Annotated in this window: 14 protein-coding genes; 7 read left to right on the top strand and 7 right to left on the bottom strand. The window is 73.9% G+C overall.

What is annotated here, in order from left to right; translation table 11 throughout:
• Window positions 1-38: 38 nt before the first annotated feature.
• Window positions 39-185: a hypothetical protein gene (locus SMD20_RS27100; protein WP_329586254.1), complete on the bottom strand. Its 147-nt coding sequence runs from the start codon at window positions 183-185 to the stop codon at window positions 39-41.
• A 197-nt stretch (window positions 186-382) separates the two neighbouring features.
• On the opposite strand from SMD20_RS27100, the gene deoC reads away from it, so the two are divergent.
• From deoC to SMD20_RS27080, 4 genes are read left to right on the top strand one after another with little or no spacing between them, the layout of a single operon-like run.
• Window positions 383-1,312, top strand: a complete 930-nt coding sequence (gene deoC / locus SMD20_RS27095; RefSeq protein ID WP_329586251.1) for a deoxyribose-phosphate aldolase — start codon at window positions 383-385, stop codon at window positions 1,310-1,312.
• On the top strand, window positions 1,312-2,739 hold the full coding sequence (locus SMD20_RS27090; protein WP_442942503.1) for an aldehyde dehydrogenase family protein: 1,428 nt from the start codon (window positions 1,312-1,314) through the stop codon (window positions 2,737-2,739). The genes deoC and SMD20_RS27090 overlap by 1 nt, the downstream gene beginning before the upstream one ends.
• On the top strand, window positions 2,729-2,926 hold the full coding sequence (locus SMD20_RS27085; RefSeq protein WP_329586248.1) for a hypothetical protein: 198 nt from the start codon (window positions 2,729-2,731) through the stop codon (window positions 2,924-2,926). The genes SMD20_RS27090 and SMD20_RS27085 overlap by 11 nt, the downstream gene beginning before the upstream one ends.
• Entirely contained in the window at window positions 2,919-3,764 is an 846-nt protein-coding gene (locus SMD20_RS27080) for an aldehyde dehydrogenase family protein (protein ID WP_329586246.1), read from the top strand. Before SMD20_RS27085 ends, SMD20_RS27080 begins: the two co-directional genes overlap by 8 nt.
• Before the next feature lie 7 nt (window positions 3,765-3,771).
• On the opposite strand, the gene SMD20_RS27075 is transcribed toward SMD20_RS27080, so the two are convergent.
• Window positions 3,772-5,211, bottom strand: a complete 1,440-nt coding sequence (locus SMD20_RS27075; protein WP_329586244.1) for an amidase — start codon at window positions 5,209-5,211, stop codon at window positions 3,772-3,774.
• An 83-nt stretch (window positions 5,212-5,294) separates the two neighbouring features.
• Here SMD20_RS27075 and SMD20_RS27070 point away from each other — a divergent pair, with 83 nt between their 5' ends.
• The gene (locus SMD20_RS27070) at window positions 5,295-6,482 is read left to right on the top strand and encodes a threonine synthase (protein WP_329586241.1); all 1,188 of its coding nucleotides are present in this window, start codon (window positions 5,295-5,297) and stop codon (window positions 6,480-6,482) included.
• Here the strand turns inward: SMD20_RS27070 and SMD20_RS27065 are convergent.
• Genes SMD20_RS27065 through SMD20_RS27055 form a run of 3 tightly spaced genes read right to left on the bottom strand, consistent with a single transcriptional unit; the run spans window position 6,479 to window position 9,866 of the window.
• Window positions 6,479-7,141, bottom strand: a complete 663-nt coding sequence (locus SMD20_RS27065) for a hypothetical protein (protein WP_329586238.1) — start codon at window positions 7,139-7,141, stop codon at window positions 6,479-6,481. The two genes, SMD20_RS27070 and SMD20_RS27065, sit on opposite strands and share 4 nt — an antisense overlap.
• The gene (gene hrpB, locus SMD20_RS27060) at window positions 7,138-9,546 is read right to left on the bottom strand and encodes an ATP-dependent helicase HrpB (protein ID WP_329586235.1); all 2,409 of its coding nucleotides are present in this window, start codon (window positions 9,544-9,546) and stop codon (window positions 7,138-7,140) included. Before hrpB ends, SMD20_RS27065 begins: the two co-directional genes overlap by 4 nt.
• Window positions 9,543-9,866: an ArsR/SmtB family transcription factor gene (locus SMD20_RS27055; RefSeq protein ID WP_329586233.1), complete on the bottom strand. Its 324-nt coding sequence runs from the start codon at window positions 9,864-9,866 to the stop codon at window positions 9,543-9,545. The genes hrpB and SMD20_RS27055 overlap by 4 nt, the downstream gene beginning before the upstream one ends.
• An 86-nt stretch (window positions 9,867-9,952) precedes the next feature.
• On the opposite strand from SMD20_RS27055, the gene SMD20_RS27050 reads away from it, so the two are divergent.
• Window positions 9,953-11,089: an MFS transporter gene (locus SMD20_RS27050; RefSeq protein WP_329586231.1), complete on the top strand. Its 1,137-nt coding sequence runs from the start codon at window positions 9,953-9,955 to the stop codon at window positions 11,087-11,089.
• A gap of 92 nt (window positions 11,090-11,181) precedes the next feature.
• Window positions 11,182-11,868 (top strand): hypothetical protein, encoded by a 687-nt coding sequence (locus SMD20_RS27045; protein ID WP_329586228.1) that lies wholly within the window; start codon window positions 11,182-11,184, stop codon window positions 11,866-11,868.
• Here SMD20_RS27045 and SMD20_RS27040 read toward each other — a convergent pair.
• Both SMD20_RS27040 and SMD20_RS27035 read right to left on the bottom strand, forming a co-directional pair.
• Window positions 11,826-12,689: an undecaprenyl-diphosphate phosphatase gene (locus SMD20_RS27040; protein WP_329586225.1), complete on the bottom strand. Its 864-nt coding sequence runs from the start codon at window positions 12,687-12,689 to the stop codon at window positions 11,826-11,828. The two genes, SMD20_RS27045 and SMD20_RS27040, sit on opposite strands and share 43 nt — an antisense overlap.
• 41 nt (window positions 12,690-12,730) lie before the next feature.
• Window positions 12,731-13,540, bottom strand: coding sequence for an NAD(P)H-binding protein (locus SMD20_RS27035; RefSeq protein ID WP_329586222.1), 810 nt, complete (start codon window positions 13,538-13,540; stop codon window positions 12,731-12,733).
• Window positions 13,541-13,542 lie beyond the last annotated feature (2 nt).

Genomic DNA, 13,542 nt, shown 5'->3' with positions numbered 1-13,542 from the left:
GCCACGAGGGAGGTGGTGGCCGGGCTCTCGTGGGATGGTCATGACGTGCGGCGCTTGCCGAAGACCGAGCGGCGCTCGGCCTTGTTGACGCGCTCCGCCTCGCGTACGCGGCGGTGCTGGGCGGCGGCCCGGCGCAGCTCGTTCGCGTGACTCTTCATGAGCTCGTACTCGATTTCGGGATTCATGCCCGTGTCTCCTGACATTTCGTGTGTCTTGCTGACATCTTCAAGAATCGGGCTAAGGTGCACCCCCGCACATCGGGTGGATGCCTTATCTCCCAGGCCCGCAGCGGCCGGGCATACCTAGGGATCCCGCGGTTATGCCCTAGGCGATCGGTTTGGAGGTCGCGGGACCGGTCGGCGATGCTGTGATGGTGTCAACTATGACGACTTCGCTCGCGGACGTCGCCGCGTCCGGCGCGACGCTGCGGGCCTTCCTGCACGGCCTGCCCGGCGTCGACCGGGTCGGCGCCGACCAGCGGGCGGCCACGCTCGGCACCCGCTCGATCAAGACCTCAGCCAAGGCCACCGCCATCGACCTCGCCATCTCCATGGTCGACCTCACCACCCTGGAAGGCGCCGACACGGCCGGCAAGGTGCGCGCGATGTGCACCAAGGCCGTGCGCCCCGGCGGCGGCGCGCCCAAGGTGGCGGCCGTCTGCGTCTACCCCGACCTGGTCGCCGTGGCCGTCGAGGCGCTGCGCGGCTCGGGGGTCAAGGTGGCCTCGGTCGCCACCGCGTTCCCGAGCGGGCGCACCTCGCTGGAGGTCAAGGTGACCGACACGGCCCTGGCCGTCGCGGCCGGCGCCGACGAGATCGACATGGTGATCGACCGCGGCGCGTTCCTGTCCGGCGACTACCTGAAGGTGTACGAGGAGATCGTGGCGGTCAAGGCCGCCTGCGGGCAGGCCCACCTCAAGGTCATCCTGGAGACCGGCGAGCTGTCCACCTACGACAACGTGCGGCGCGCGTCCTGGCTGGCGATGCTGGCGGGCGCCGACTTCATCAAGACCTCGACGGGCAAGGTCTCCCCGGCCGCGACGCTGCCGGTGACGCTGGTCATGCTGGAGGCGGTGCGCGACTTCCGCGACGCCACGGGGCGGCAGGTGGGCGTCAAGCCGGCCGGCGGCATCCGTACGACGAAGGACGCGATCAAGAACCTGGTGCTGGTCAACGAGACGGCCGGCGATGACTGGCTGACCCCCGAGTGGTTCAGGCTCGGCGCGTCCTCGCTGCTCAACGACCTGCTCATGCAGCGGCAGAAGCTGACCACCGGACGGTACGCCGGCCCCGACTACTTCACGTTGGACTGATGATGGCGATCTTCGAGTACGCCCCCGCCCCCGAGTCCCGCGCCGTCGTCGACCTCCAGCCGGCCTACGGGCTGTTCATCAACGGCGAGTTCACCGACGGCTCCGGCCCCACGTTCAAGACCGTCAACCCGGCCACCGAGGAGCCGCTGGCCGAGATCGCCACGGCGACCTCCGACGACGTCGACCGGGCGGTGCAGGCCGCGCGTAAGGCGTTCGGCGTGTGGAGCGCGCTGCCCGGCGCCGAACGGGCCAAATACCTGTTCCGGATCGCCCGCATCATCCAGGAGCGCGCCCGCGAGCTGGCCGTGCTGGAGTCGCTCGACAACGGCAAGCCCATCCGCGAGTCGCGCGACGTGGACCTGCCGCTGGTCGCCGCCCACTTCTTCTACTACGCCGGGTGGGCGGACAAACTGGAGTACGCCGGGTTCGGCACCAAGCCGCTCGGCGTCGCCGGGCAGGTCATCCCGTGGAACTTCCCGCTGCTCATGCTGGCCTGGAAGATCGCCCCGGCGCTGGCCTGCGGCAACACCGTGGTGCTGAAGCCCGCCGAGACCACGCCGCTCAGCGCGCTCTGGTTCGCCGACATCTGCCGGCAGGCCGACCTGCCGCCCGGCGTGGTCAACATCGTCACCGGCGCGGGCGAGACCGGCGCGGCCGTCGTCGCGCACCCCGACGTCAACAAGGTCGCCTTCACCGGCTCCACCGAGGTCGGCCGGATGATCGCCCGCACGGTCGCGGGCACCGACAAGAAGCTGACGCTGGAGCTGGGCGGCAAGGCCGCGAACATCGTGTTCGAGGACGCCGCGCTCGACCAGGCCGTCGAGGGCATCGTCAACGGCATCTTCTTCAACCAGGGCCACGTCTGCTGCGCGGGCTCGCGCCTGCTGGTGCAGGAGTCGGTCCACGACGAGCTGCTGGCCGCGCTCAAGCGCCGCATGGCGACGCTGCGCGTCGGCGACCCGCTGGACAAGAACACCGACGTCGGCGCGATCAACTCGGCCGCGCAGCTCGCCAAGATCCGTGAGCTGTCTGAGCTGGGCGAGGCCGAGGGGGCCGAGCGCTGGTCGGCGCCGTGCGAGCTGCCCGAGCGCGGCTTCTGGTTCGCGCCGACCGTCTTCACGGGGGTCGCGCAGTCGCACGCGATCGCCAGGGACGAGATCTTCGGCCCGGTGCTGTCCGTGCTGACCTTCCGCACCCCGGCCGAGGCCGTGGAGAAGGCCAACAACACCCCGTACGGGCTGTCGGCCGGCATCTGGACCGAGAAGGGCTCGCGCATCCTGTGGATGGCCGACCGGCTGCGCGCGGGCGTGGTGTGGGCCAACACCTTCAACAAGTTCGACCCGGCCTCGCCGTTCGGCGGCTACAAGGAGTCCGGCTACGGCCGTGAGGGCGGTCTGCTCGGGTTGGAGGCCTACCTTGACGTGTGAGCACCGCCGTGCCGGCCGCGGCAAGCGGCGGGCGCAGGCCACGCGCGGCCACGCCTTCGCCCGCGCCGGGCGGCCCGTACGCACCGGCTGGTACGCCCACCGCTGCGGCGTGAGCCGGTGCGGCCAGGTCTTCGTGCCGGTCCAGATGTCGCAGGAGTCCACGTGGAGGGGGCGGGGCGATGAGTAGGTTGTCCGTCAGAAAGACCTACAAGCTCTACATCGGAGGGGCGTTCCCGCGCTCGGAGAGTGGGAGGTCCTACCCCGTGACCTCGGCCAAGGGCGACTTCCTCGCCAACGCCTCGCTGGCCTCGCGCAAGGACGCCCGCGACGCCGTGGTGGCCGCGCGCAAGGCGTTCCCCGGCTGGTCCGGCGCGACCGCCTACAACCGGGGGCAGATCCTCTACCGGGTCGCCGAGATGCTGGAGGGGCGGCGCGCCCAGTTCGCCGAGGAACACGGCGGCGGCAAGCGCACGGCCCTGGAGTCCGTGGACGCGGCCGTGGACCGGCTGGTCTGGTACGCGGGCTGGTCCGACAAGATCGCCTCGGTGCACGGGGCGGCCAACGCGGTCGCCGGCCCCTACTTCAACCTGTCGTCGCCCGAGCCGACCGGCGTGGTCGCGGTGGTCGCGCCCGCCGATCCGCTGCTCGGGCTGGTGTCCGTGGTCGCGCCGGTGATCGTGACCGGCAACACCTGCGTGGTGGTGGCCTCCGAGCCGTCGCCGCTGGCCGCGATCACCCTGGCGGAGGTGCTGGCCACCTCCGACCTGCCGGGCGGCGTGGTCAACCTGCTCACCGGCAAGCAGGCGGAGCTGGCGCCCTGGCTGGCGGCCCACATGGACGTCAACGGGCTCGACCTCACCGGGGTGACGGACGCCGACCTGGCGCTGCGCTGCGAGCAGGAGGCGGCGGAGAACCTCAAGCGGGTCCTGCGGCCGGTCACGGAGGACTGGACGGCCGATCCCGGCATCGGGCGCATGACCCGGTTCCTGGAGACCAAGACGGTCTGGCACCCCAAGGGCGTCTGAGCGGCTTTCAGGCGTAGCCGGGCGGGCGCACCAGCGGGTGGGCGGCCTGGAGCTGGGCGGCGAGGCCGAGCAGGTGCGGCTCGCCGCCCGGCGGGGCGACGAGCTGCACGCCGATCGGCAGCCCGCCGCTGTGCGTGGCGACGGGCACGGTGAGCGCGGGCCAGCCGCACATGTTCCAGGGCCCGGCGCCGGGGGCGAAGCGTACGTTCAGCAGCAGGTTGCGCAGCAGCCCGCGCTCGCCCCACCGCTCGGCCCGTGGCGGCAGGGTCGCCAGCACCGGCATGATCAGCGCGTCGGCGTCGTCGAACCACTGGTCGGCCCCGTAGGCGCGCCAGCGCTCGCGGCCCCGGCTGCCGTCCACGCGCACGGCGGCGAGCGCCCGGCCGGCGCGGGCCAGCGACCTGGTGCGCCGCTCCAGCCCGTCCTGGTCCAGGCCCTCGGCCGTCAGCGCGGCCTGGCGCAGCCAGGTGGCCACGGTGGCGGGGCCGAGCCAGGCGGGCAGCCTGCGGGCGTGCTCGACCACCGTGTGCCCGGCCACGCGCAACGTCTCCGCCGCCGCGCGCACCGCCGCCTGGAACTCCCGGTCCACCGGCAGGCCGGGCGGCAGCGGCTGAGGGGCGTAGGCCACCCGCAGGTCGAACGGCTCAGGGCCGGGGGGCGGCGGTTGCGGCTGCCACACCTCGGCGTCGTCGGCCCACACCGAGCGCAACATCGGCGGGCTCGGGTCCGTACGCCGCCCGGACCGCCACGCCTCGGCCAGCGACGGGTCGGCGGCCAGCACCGACAGCGCGAGCGCCAGGTCCGCGGCGGTGGCGGCGATCGGGCCGTTCTCGGTCAGGCCGTCCCAGTCCTGCGCCGGCGTGGGCACCAGGCCGGGGCCGGGCTTGACGGCCAGCACGCCGCAGGCCGCGCCGGGGATGCGGAGTGAGCCGAGGCCGTCGTTGCCGAGCGCGAGCGGCACCATGCCGGCCGCCACGGCGGCCGCGCCGCCGGAGGACGAGCCGCCCGCGGTGCGCTCGCGGTTCCACGGGTTCCGGACGATGCCGTACGCGCTGTCGCCGACCGCCACCAGCCCCAGCTCCGGCAGGTTGGTCAGCCCGATGACGAGCGCGCCCGCCGCCCGCAGCCGGGCGACCGTTTCGTGGTCCGCGGCCGCGGGCGTGTCCGGGCTCGCCGCCGAGCCGTGCCGGGTGGGCTCCCCGGCGACCTCCAGGTTGTCCTTGACGGCCACCGGAACCCCGGCGAGCGGCAGCTCGGCCAGGTCGCGCCGTTTCTGCAGGGCCTGCGCCTCCTCGACGACCTGCTCGCGGACCAGCCGGAACGCTCCGATCCCGGGCTCACGCTCCGCGATGACGCGCAGATGTTCCTCGACGACGGTGACGGCGGTGACCTCTCCCTGCCGGACGGCCGTCGCGATCTCGATGGCGGACCTGCCTGCCCACAACATGTCTAGAGTGTGCAGGGTTTCACTCTTTGTTGCGAGATGTTGCGCGAGATGGCCCCAGATAGCAACCGTTAGGATCCGAACACGTGATCCACCCTTCACTCGCCACCGGCCAGCGCTCCCTCGGCGACCGCGACACCGTCTACCCGCTGTTCCCGCCCCTGACCCGCGGCTGCCCCGCCACCAGCACCGGCGAGCTCGCCTACCCCCTTGAGGTCGTCTACGACTACGACCGCGTCGACCGCCGCCTGTTCGACCAGGAGCCCGGCCCCGACCTCGCGCGCTGGGCGCCGCTGCTGCCGCCGCTCGCCGCGCCCACCCTGGGCGAGGGCGGCACCCCGCTGGTGGAGCTGGAGGGCGTCCCGGGGAGTGTCTACGTCAAGGACGAGTCCCGCAACCCGACCTGGTCGCACAAGGACCGGCTCGCCCGGGTCGCGGTGAGCGCCGCCGTCGCCGCCGGCGCGCCCGGCGTCGTCGTCGCCTCCTCCGGCAACCACGGGGCCTCGACCGCCGCCTACGCCGCCCGCGCCGGGCTGCCCGCGATCGTGCTCGCCTCGGCCGCGTCGCCGCCGGCCGTGCAGGCGTTCGTCCGCGCGTACGGGGCCCGCGTCCTGTCGGTGCCGGTCGAACGGCGCTGGCCGCTGCTCCGCGAGATCGTGGACCGGCTCGGCTACCACCCGATCAGCAACCAGACCGTCACCCACACCGGGCACCCGTTCGGGCCCGAGGGCTACAAGACCATCGCCTACGAGCTGTTCCTGCAGCTCGGCACGGTGCCCGCGGCGGTGTTCGCGCCCACGGGCTACGCCGAGCTGCTGTTCGGGATCTGGAAGGGCTTCACCGAGCTGCGGCTGCTCGGGCTGAGCGAGGCGACGCCGCGCATGTACGCCTGCGAGAGCGCGGCCGGCGGCCCGCACGCGCACGCCCTCGACACCGGCGCGCCCGCCGCGATCGTCGAGACCGGGCCGAGCGCGGCGTACAGCATCCTGGGCGGGGTCGGCGGCCACCGGGGCGTGCTGGCCGTGCGGGAGAGCGGCGGCGAGGCGGTCAGGGTGAGCGACGACGACCTGCGGGCGGCCCAGCGCGACCTCGCCGGGCGCGGGCTGTGGCAGGAGCTGTCGGGGGCGGCGGGGCTGGCCGCGTACCGGAGGCTGGGGCGCGCGTTCGACGGGCCGGTGGTGTGCGTCGCGACCTCCAGCGGGTTCAAGGACGTCGGGGTCGGCGAGCGGACCTTCCCCGTGACCGAGAACCCCACGCTGGAGGACCTGCGCTAGCCCTTCAGCCAGACGCGCAGCGGGCCGGCGGTGCGGAAGCCGTGGCGCAGGGCGGCGGACGGGTCATGCTCGTAGCCGACCAGCGGGCGGCCGGGGAAACGGCCGGCGGCCGCCGCGACGACGGCGGCCCAGACGGTGTCCTCGTCGCAGCCCGTGGCGAACACGTTGGAGACGCCGACGACCCGTTCGCGCGGCGTGAGGACGCAGCCGCAGACCGGCTCGCCGTCGATCCGGCCGTACAGAACGCTCACCTCGGCGAGCAGCGCGGCCGGGAACAGCCCGCTCAGCTCGCCGTCGAAGCACGCCCGCTCCCACGCGGGCAGCGTGCCGGGCGTGGCCTCCTCCCACACGACCGGGGACGGGCGCGTCAATGGCGCGGGGTGGTGGATCCACTGCGCCTCGAACAGCACGTCGAAGCCCGGCAGGTCGAGCGTGGCGAAGCTGTCCTTGACGCTCGCGCCGGGGCCCGCGTCGATGGCGCCGAGCACGTCGGCGGCGGTCGCGGCGGGGGAGAGCGTCACCGCGTCGGGATAGTAGGGCGGCGTCCTGACGGCGCTGGTCCAGGCCCGTTCGGCGAACGCGCCGCCTGGGCCGTGGGCGCGGCACATGGTGTCGCACCACTCGGCGTTGTCGCGGGCGGCCAGCTCGGCGATGGTCATGTGCGGTTCCTGGGGTTCGTACGGCGGGTGGGCGGCGCGGTCAGCGGGTCCTCCGGCCAGGGATGCCTCGGATAGCGGCCGCGCAGCTCCGCGCGTACGGCACGATAGCCGTCCGCCCAGAACGAGGCGAGATCGGCCGTCACCGCCACCGGGCGGCCCGCCGGGGACAGCAGGTGCACCAGCACCGGCACGCCCGAGACCCGCGGCGTCTCCCGCAGGCCGAACAGCTCCTGCAGCTTCACCGCCAGCACCGGCTGCCCGCCCGAGTAGTCGACGCGCACGTGCGACCCGCTCGGGACCTCGACGCGCTCGGGCGCGGCCACGTCCAGGCGCTCGCTCCACGGGACCAGCCGGCGCAGGGCCTGGGCCACGTCGATCCGCTCCAGGTCGGCGCGGCGGCGGGCGCGCGACAACTCGGGCTCCAGCCACCGGTCGGCCAGGGCCACGAGGTCGTCCACGGGCGGCCAGGGGTCGCCGAGCGCCCGGTGGCAGAAGGCCAGCCGGTCGCGCAGCTCCTTCGCCTGCCTGGTCCAGGTCAGCACGTCCTCCGTACGCAGGCCGTGCAGGAGGGCGGGGCGGACGTCGGCGCCCTCGATCGGGGCGGCGGACAGCTCGATCGCGCCCAGGCGCTCGACGGTGCGGGCCACGACGTCGCCGCGCCGCCCGCCGGGCGGCACCCGCCACTCGACCTCGTCCTCGTACGTGACCGGATGGGCGAGCCTGGCGATCTCCTCGTCGATGGCCACCGCCTGGCGGACCCGCGCCGAGGCCGCGCCCGTGGGGCGGTCGGCCACCGCGACGGCCAGCCACGGCGCGCTCTGGAGTCGGGAGCCGTCGGGGAGCAGGGCCTGGGTGCCGGAGGCCATGAGGTAGCCGCCGCCGCGCCGGCGCGCCACCCGCTCGGGGAACGCCAGCGCCACGACCAGCCCGGCCACCGCGTCATCCGAGGCGTTGGAATCGGTGGCGTCGTCGGAGGTGCCGGGGGAGGCGGTGCGGCGGAGGCGGCGGGTCTCCTGGCGCCAGCGGGCGGCGAAGCCGGCGCCGCCGCGCCGCGCCATTCGCCAGACCTCCACGAGATCGTCACCGGCGTCCCTCGGCAGCTGCTCGGAGAGCAGCGCCACCACCTCGGCGGCGCGCGGCCCGCCGTCGAGCAGCGCGCGGGCCAGCCGCGGGTGGACGCCCGCGAGCGCCATCCGCCGCCCCCGCTCGGTGACCTTGCCGGCGGCGTCCAGCGCGCCGAGGGCGGCGAGCGTGCGGGCTGCGGCCGACATGGCGGCCGGGGGCGGCGGGTCGAGCAGCGCGAGGCCGCTCGCGTCCGGATCGCCCCAGCAGGCCGCCTGGAGCGCGAAGCCGGTCAGGTCGGCGAGCGCGATCTCCGGCCGCGGCTGCTCGGTCAGCCGCTCGTGCTCGGCCTCCGTCCAGCAGCGGTAGACCGCTCCGGGCGCCTCGCGGCCCGCCCGGCCGGCGCGCTGCCCGGCCGCCGCCTTCGACACCCGTACGGTGGTCAGCGAGCCGAGCCCGCGCGCGTGGTCGGTGCGCGGCTCCCGCGCCAGCCCCGAGTCCACGACCACCCGCACCCCGGGGACGGTCAGGCTCGACTCAGCCACGGACGTGGCGAGCACCACGCGGCGGGCCGCGCCGGCGGCGAGTACGGCGTCCTGCACGTGGGCGGGCGCCTGGCCGTGCACCTGGAGCACGTCCACGTCCAGGCCCGCGAGCAGCCCGGCCACCCTGGCGATCTCGCCGACGCCCGGCAGGAAGCACAGCACGTCGCCCTCGCGCTCGGCGAGCGCGCGCCTCACCACGGCGGCGACGTGCGCGAGCAGGGCCGGATCGACGCGCAGGCCGTGCGGCGGCGCGACCGGGCGCGGCGGCGGCGTCCAGACGGTCTCGACCGGGTGTGCCACGCCGCTCGCCGCCACCACGGGGCCGCCGAGCAGGCCGGACCAGCGCCCGGCGTCGGCGGTGGCCGAGGCCGCGACGAGCCGCAGGTCGGGGCGGAGCGTGGCGCGCACGTCGAGCAGGAACGCGAGCGCGGCGTCGGCGTCCAGATGCCGCTCGTGGCATTCGTCCAGGATGACGGCGTCGATCCCGGCCAGCTCCTGGTCCCGCTGGAGGCGCTGGAGCAGCACGCCGGTGGTGACCACCTCGACCATCGGGTTGGCCCCGGCGTGGCGCTCGCCGCGGATGGTGTAGCTGACGCCCATGCGCCGGGCGGCGGCGCGCACCGCGAGCCGGCGCGGCTCGGCCACCAGCACCCGCATCCCGGCCTCGGCCAGGGCGAGCGGGACCACGGTTGTCTTGCCGGTGCCCGGCGGCGCGGTCAGCACGGCCGTGCCGGGCCGGTCGAGCGCGCTCAGCAGGCCGGGAAGGGCATGCCGGATGGGCAGCGTGCCGGCGGTCACGGGCGGGGCACGCCCAGCACGGAGCCGAGCACCGAGTCGAGCAGGCCGGGGAAGCGGCGGTCGAGGTCGTCGCGGCGCAGGCTCATGTACTTCAGCCTGCCCACCTGCTTGGTGAGCACCACGCCAGCCTCGCGCAGCATGCGGTAGTGGTGCGAGGCCGTGGACTTGTGGACGCCGAGGTCGTCGCCGGCCACGGTGCAGGTCATCTCGCCCGCCACCGCGAGCCGGGCGACGATCTCCAGCCGGACGGGGTCGGACAACGCCCGCAGAACCTCGGTGAGCTCGATGTTCTCGGTGGCGGGGTGAGGCAGCAGGCGCATGACTGGAACCCTACCTTCGTCCAATGGTTTGACAACAATCCAACTGTACGTCAGTTTGATGAGCGTCCAACTGTTTGGAGGCTTCATTGAGCGCGCGGCTCTACCCCCTGGCCGTCGGGAACTTCGCCCTCGGCACCGGCATGTTCGTCACCGCCGGGCTGCTTCCGCCCATCTCGGCCGACCTCGGCGTCTCGCGCTCGGCCGCGGGGCAGCTCATGACGGTGTTCGCGCTGGCGTACGCGGTGCTCTCACCCCTGCTGGCCGCGCTGACGGCACGCCTGCCGCGCAAAAGGCTGCTGCTGCTCGCCATGGCCGTCTTCGTGGCGGGGAACGTGCTGACCGCGCTCGCGCCGACGTACCCGCTGGTGCTGGCCACGCGGGTGCTCGCGGCGGCGGGCGCGGCCATGTTCACCCCGACCGCGTCCGGCGTGGCCAACGCGCTGAGCGCGCCCGAGCGGCGCGGGCGGGCGCTGGCGCTGGTGATGGGCGGGCTGAGCGTGTCCTCGGCGATCGGCGTGCCGCTCGGCACCTGGCTGGGCGGCGAGGCCGGCTGGCGGGCCACGCTCTGGATGGTGACCGGGCTCGGCGTGGTGGGGCTGGCCTGGGTGGCCGCCGTGGTGCCCGAGGTCAGGATGCCCGCGTCCGGGCGGCTGCGCGAGCGCTTCGCGCCGCTGGCCGAACGGCCGGTGCTGGCGGTGCTGGCGACGCAGCTGCTGATGTTCGCGGCCGGGTTCACCGCCTACACCTACATCGGGTCGCTGTTCGACCTGCCGCTGACGGCCGTGCTCTGGGCGTGGGGGCTCGGCGGCGTCGCCGGCAACCAGCTCGGCGGCCGGCTCACCGACCGGTACGGCCCCCGCCGGATGATCATCATCGGCCTGGCCGCGTCCACCGTCTTCCTGGCCCTCATCCCGGTCGCCAACCTGGCCCTGCCCGTCGCGCTGGCGTGGGCGTTCCTGTGGGGCGCGCTCGGCTGGCTGGTGGCCCCCGCGCAGCAGTTCAGGACCGTGGCGGCGGTGCCCGGCAACGTGCCGATCGGGCTCGGGCTGCTGTCGTCCGCGCAGTACCTCGGGCTGTTCGTGGCGGGGCTGGCGGGCGGCGCGGCACTCGACTGGTACGGCAGGGCCGGCGTGACGGTGGTCGCCACCGCGTTCGGGCTGACGGCGCTGGTCGTCACGCTGGCCACGTACCGGCCGGCGCGGACGCCGGTGCCGGTCGCCTGACCCGCCGGGCGATCTTCTCCCTCCGGCAGCGGACGGCGGATCGTCCGGCAGATGGACGACCGCTCGCGGAAGCGACGCCTACCGTTCGCGGCATGTTGAAGAACCAGGTGACCTTCCGCCGCGTCACGGCAGGCGTCCTGCTGATCGTGGCCCCGCTGCTCCAGGCCGTCGCCGTCGTCGTCGACCCGGGAACCTGGGGCGACGACCGCGAGGCGGTCAGCTTCGGCGACAACCCCGCGCTCGCGCAGGTCCAGTCCGCCCTCTACCACTGGTCGTGGATGCTCATGGCCGTCGCCGTGCTCGGGCTCGTGCACTTCACCCGGCGCAGGGCCAGCGTGCTCGGGCACGTCAGCGGCGGCCTGACGATCCTCGGCTACCTCGCGCTGTCGGCGCTGCTGATGATCGACCCCGTCGAGTGGTATCTCGGGCAGCACAACTCCCCTGAGCAGGCGCAGAAGATCCTCGACGAGATGCTGAACCTGCCCGGCGTCATCTTCGGCTTCCAGCTGCCGTGGATGTTCTTCGGCCTCCTCGGCCTGCCGGTGGTGCTGCTCGCGGTCTGGCGGGCCGGCGCCGTGCACTGGTGGGTGCCGCTGGTCGTCGGCGTCGGCTACGTCGGCTCGTTCGCCGTCGACTACGGCCCGCTCACGGTGCCGTTCTGGGTCGCGCCCGCCGCGGCGCTCGCCTGGGTGGGCGTGAAGGTGCTGCGGATGGGGGACGCGGCCTGGGCCGCGTACTATCCGGCGCCGGTGCCCGTGGCCGAGGGTGCGCCCGCCTGAGGGTCGAGCCAGCCCATGCTGACCGCGAAGAGGATGAAGAGCCCCAGGAGGATCCGGTAGACCACGAAACCGGTGAACTTGTGCGTGCTGATGTACCGCAGGAACCAGGCCACCGCCGCGTAGCCGACGGCGAACGAGATGACGGTGGCGAGGATGGTCGGCCCCCAGTCGGGGGCCGGCCCTTCGCCGATGTCCTTCAGCTCGAACAGCCCTGACGCCAGCACGGCCGGGATGGCCAGCAGGAACGAGTATTTGGCGGCGTCCTCGCGGCGGTAGTCGAGCAGCAGGCCGGCGGTGACGGTGCCGCCCGAGCGGGACACGCCGGGGATCAGCGCCAGCGCCTGGGCGAAGCCGTAGACGATGGCGTGGGTGAAGCTGAGATGGCGCTCCAGCGTCAGCTTGTTGCGGGCGGTGTGGTCGGCGAACCACAGGATGAGCGCGAAGACGATCAGCGTCGTGCCGACCAGCCGCAGGTCGCGGAAGACCGTCCCGATCTGGTCCTTCAGCAGCAGGCCGAGGATGCCGATGGGCAGCGTGCCGGCGATGACGTACCAGCCCATGCGGGCCGCCCAGTGGCCGCGCAGCTCCTTGTCGAACAGGGATCTGGTCCAGGTGGAGATGATCTCCCAGATCTCCTTGCGGAAGTAGATGAGCACCGCGGCCTCGGTGCCGAGCTGGATGACCGCGGTGAACGCCGCGCCAGGATCGGGCCACCCGACGAGGGCGGGAACCACGCGGATGTGGGCGCTGGAGGAGATCGGCAGGAACTCCGTGAGCCCCTGGATCAACCCCAAGATCACCGCTTCCAGCCAGCCGATCACGTGGACACCCTTCCAGGACTTGCTGATTGACGAAGGCGAGGCTAGCGGAACCGGTGGGCGTTGGCGCGGGCGAAGTCGGCGAAATCGCGGGCCGGCCGGCCGAGGGCCCGCGGCACGCCGTCGGCTACGCTCGCGTTGCGGCCGTCAAGGATGCCGGTGAACAGCGCCGACAACCCTTCCGCCTCCTCTCGTGGCACGCCGTGGGCGACCGCCCCGGCCACATACTCCTCGGGCGTCACCCGGGCGAAGACGACCGGTCGGCCGACGGCCGCCGCCAGCTCCTCGGCGGCCTGGGCGAACGTCAGCAGCCGCGGCCCGGTCAGCTCGTACACCTGGCCCGCGTGGCCGCCGTCCCCGGCGAGCGCGGCCGCGGCCACGTCGGCGATGTCGTCGACGTCCACGAACGGCTCCGGCACGTCCGCGGCCGGCAGCGCGATGACGCCGGCGCGCACCGGCTCCAGGATGAAGCCCTCGCTGAAATTCTGCATGAACCAGCTGCAACGCACGATCGTCCACTCCGTGCCTGACTCCTGAACGGTGCGCTCGCTCGCCCGCGCCTCCGGCTCGCCCCGGCCCGACAGCAGCACCAGCCGGCGCACCCCGGAGCGCACGGCCAGCTCGGTGAACGCCCTCACGTCGTCGTACGCGCCGGGGAAGGCCAGGTCGGGATAGTAGGAGACGTACGCCGCCGTCACGCCCTCCAGCGCGGCGGGCCAGGTCGAGCGGTCCTCCCAGGCGAAGGACGGCGTGGCGGAGCGGGAGCCGACGCGCACGCTCAGCCCGCGGGCAGTGAGCCGGTCGGCGACGCGGCGGCCGGTCTTGCCCGTGCCGCCCAGAACCAGAATCGTCATGG

It is taken from the genome of Nonomuraea sp. LP-02 (assembly GCF_036289125.1).
GTDB lineage: Bacteria > Actinomycetota > Actinomycetes > Streptosporangiales > Streptosporangiaceae > Nonomuraea > Nonomuraea bangladeshensis.
The sequence above is the reverse complement of the archived record's forward strand: the minus strand, read 5'-3'. Positions and strand labels throughout refer to the sequence as shown.

What these genes read in the sequence shown, in the direction of transcription:
- SMD20_RS27065 (WP_329586238.1), bottom strand. Translation starts at nt 7,141, where the DNA reads ATGACCATCGCCGAGCTGGCCGCCCGCGACAACGCCGAGTGGTGCGAC.
- deoC (WP_329586251.1), top strand. Translation starts at nt 383, where the DNA reads ATGACGACTTCGCTCGCGGACGTCGCCGCGTCCGGCGCGACGCTGCGG.
- SMD20_RS27090 (WP_442942503.1), top strand. Translation starts at nt 1,312, where the DNA reads ATGATGGCGATCTTCGAGTACGCCCCCGCCCCCGAGTCCCGCGCCGTC.
- SMD20_RS27055 (WP_329586233.1), bottom strand. Translation starts at nt 9,866, where the DNA reads ATGCGCCTGCTGCCTCACCCCGCCACCGAGAACATCGAGCTCACCGAG.
- SMD20_RS27100 (WP_329586254.1), bottom strand. Translation starts at nt 185, where the DNA reads ATGAATCCCGAAATCGAGTACGAGCTCATGAAGAGTCACGCGAACGAG.
- SMD20_RS27035 (WP_329586222.1), bottom strand. Translation starts at nt 13,540, where the DNA reads ATGACGATTCTGGTTCTGGGCGGCACGGGCAAGACCGGCCGCCGCGTC.
- SMD20_RS27075 (WP_329586244.1), bottom strand. Translation starts at nt 5,211, where the DNA reads ATGTTGTGGGCAGGCAGGTCCGCCATCGAGATCGCGACGGCCGTCCGG.
- SMD20_RS27080 (WP_329586246.1), top strand. Translation starts at nt 2,919, where the DNA reads ATGAGTAGGTTGTCCGTCAGAAAGACCTACAAGCTCTACATCGGAGGG.
- SMD20_RS27045 (WP_329586228.1), top strand. Translation starts at nt 11,182, where the DNA reads ATGTTGAAGAACCAGGTGACCTTCCGCCGCGTCACGGCAGGCGTCCTG.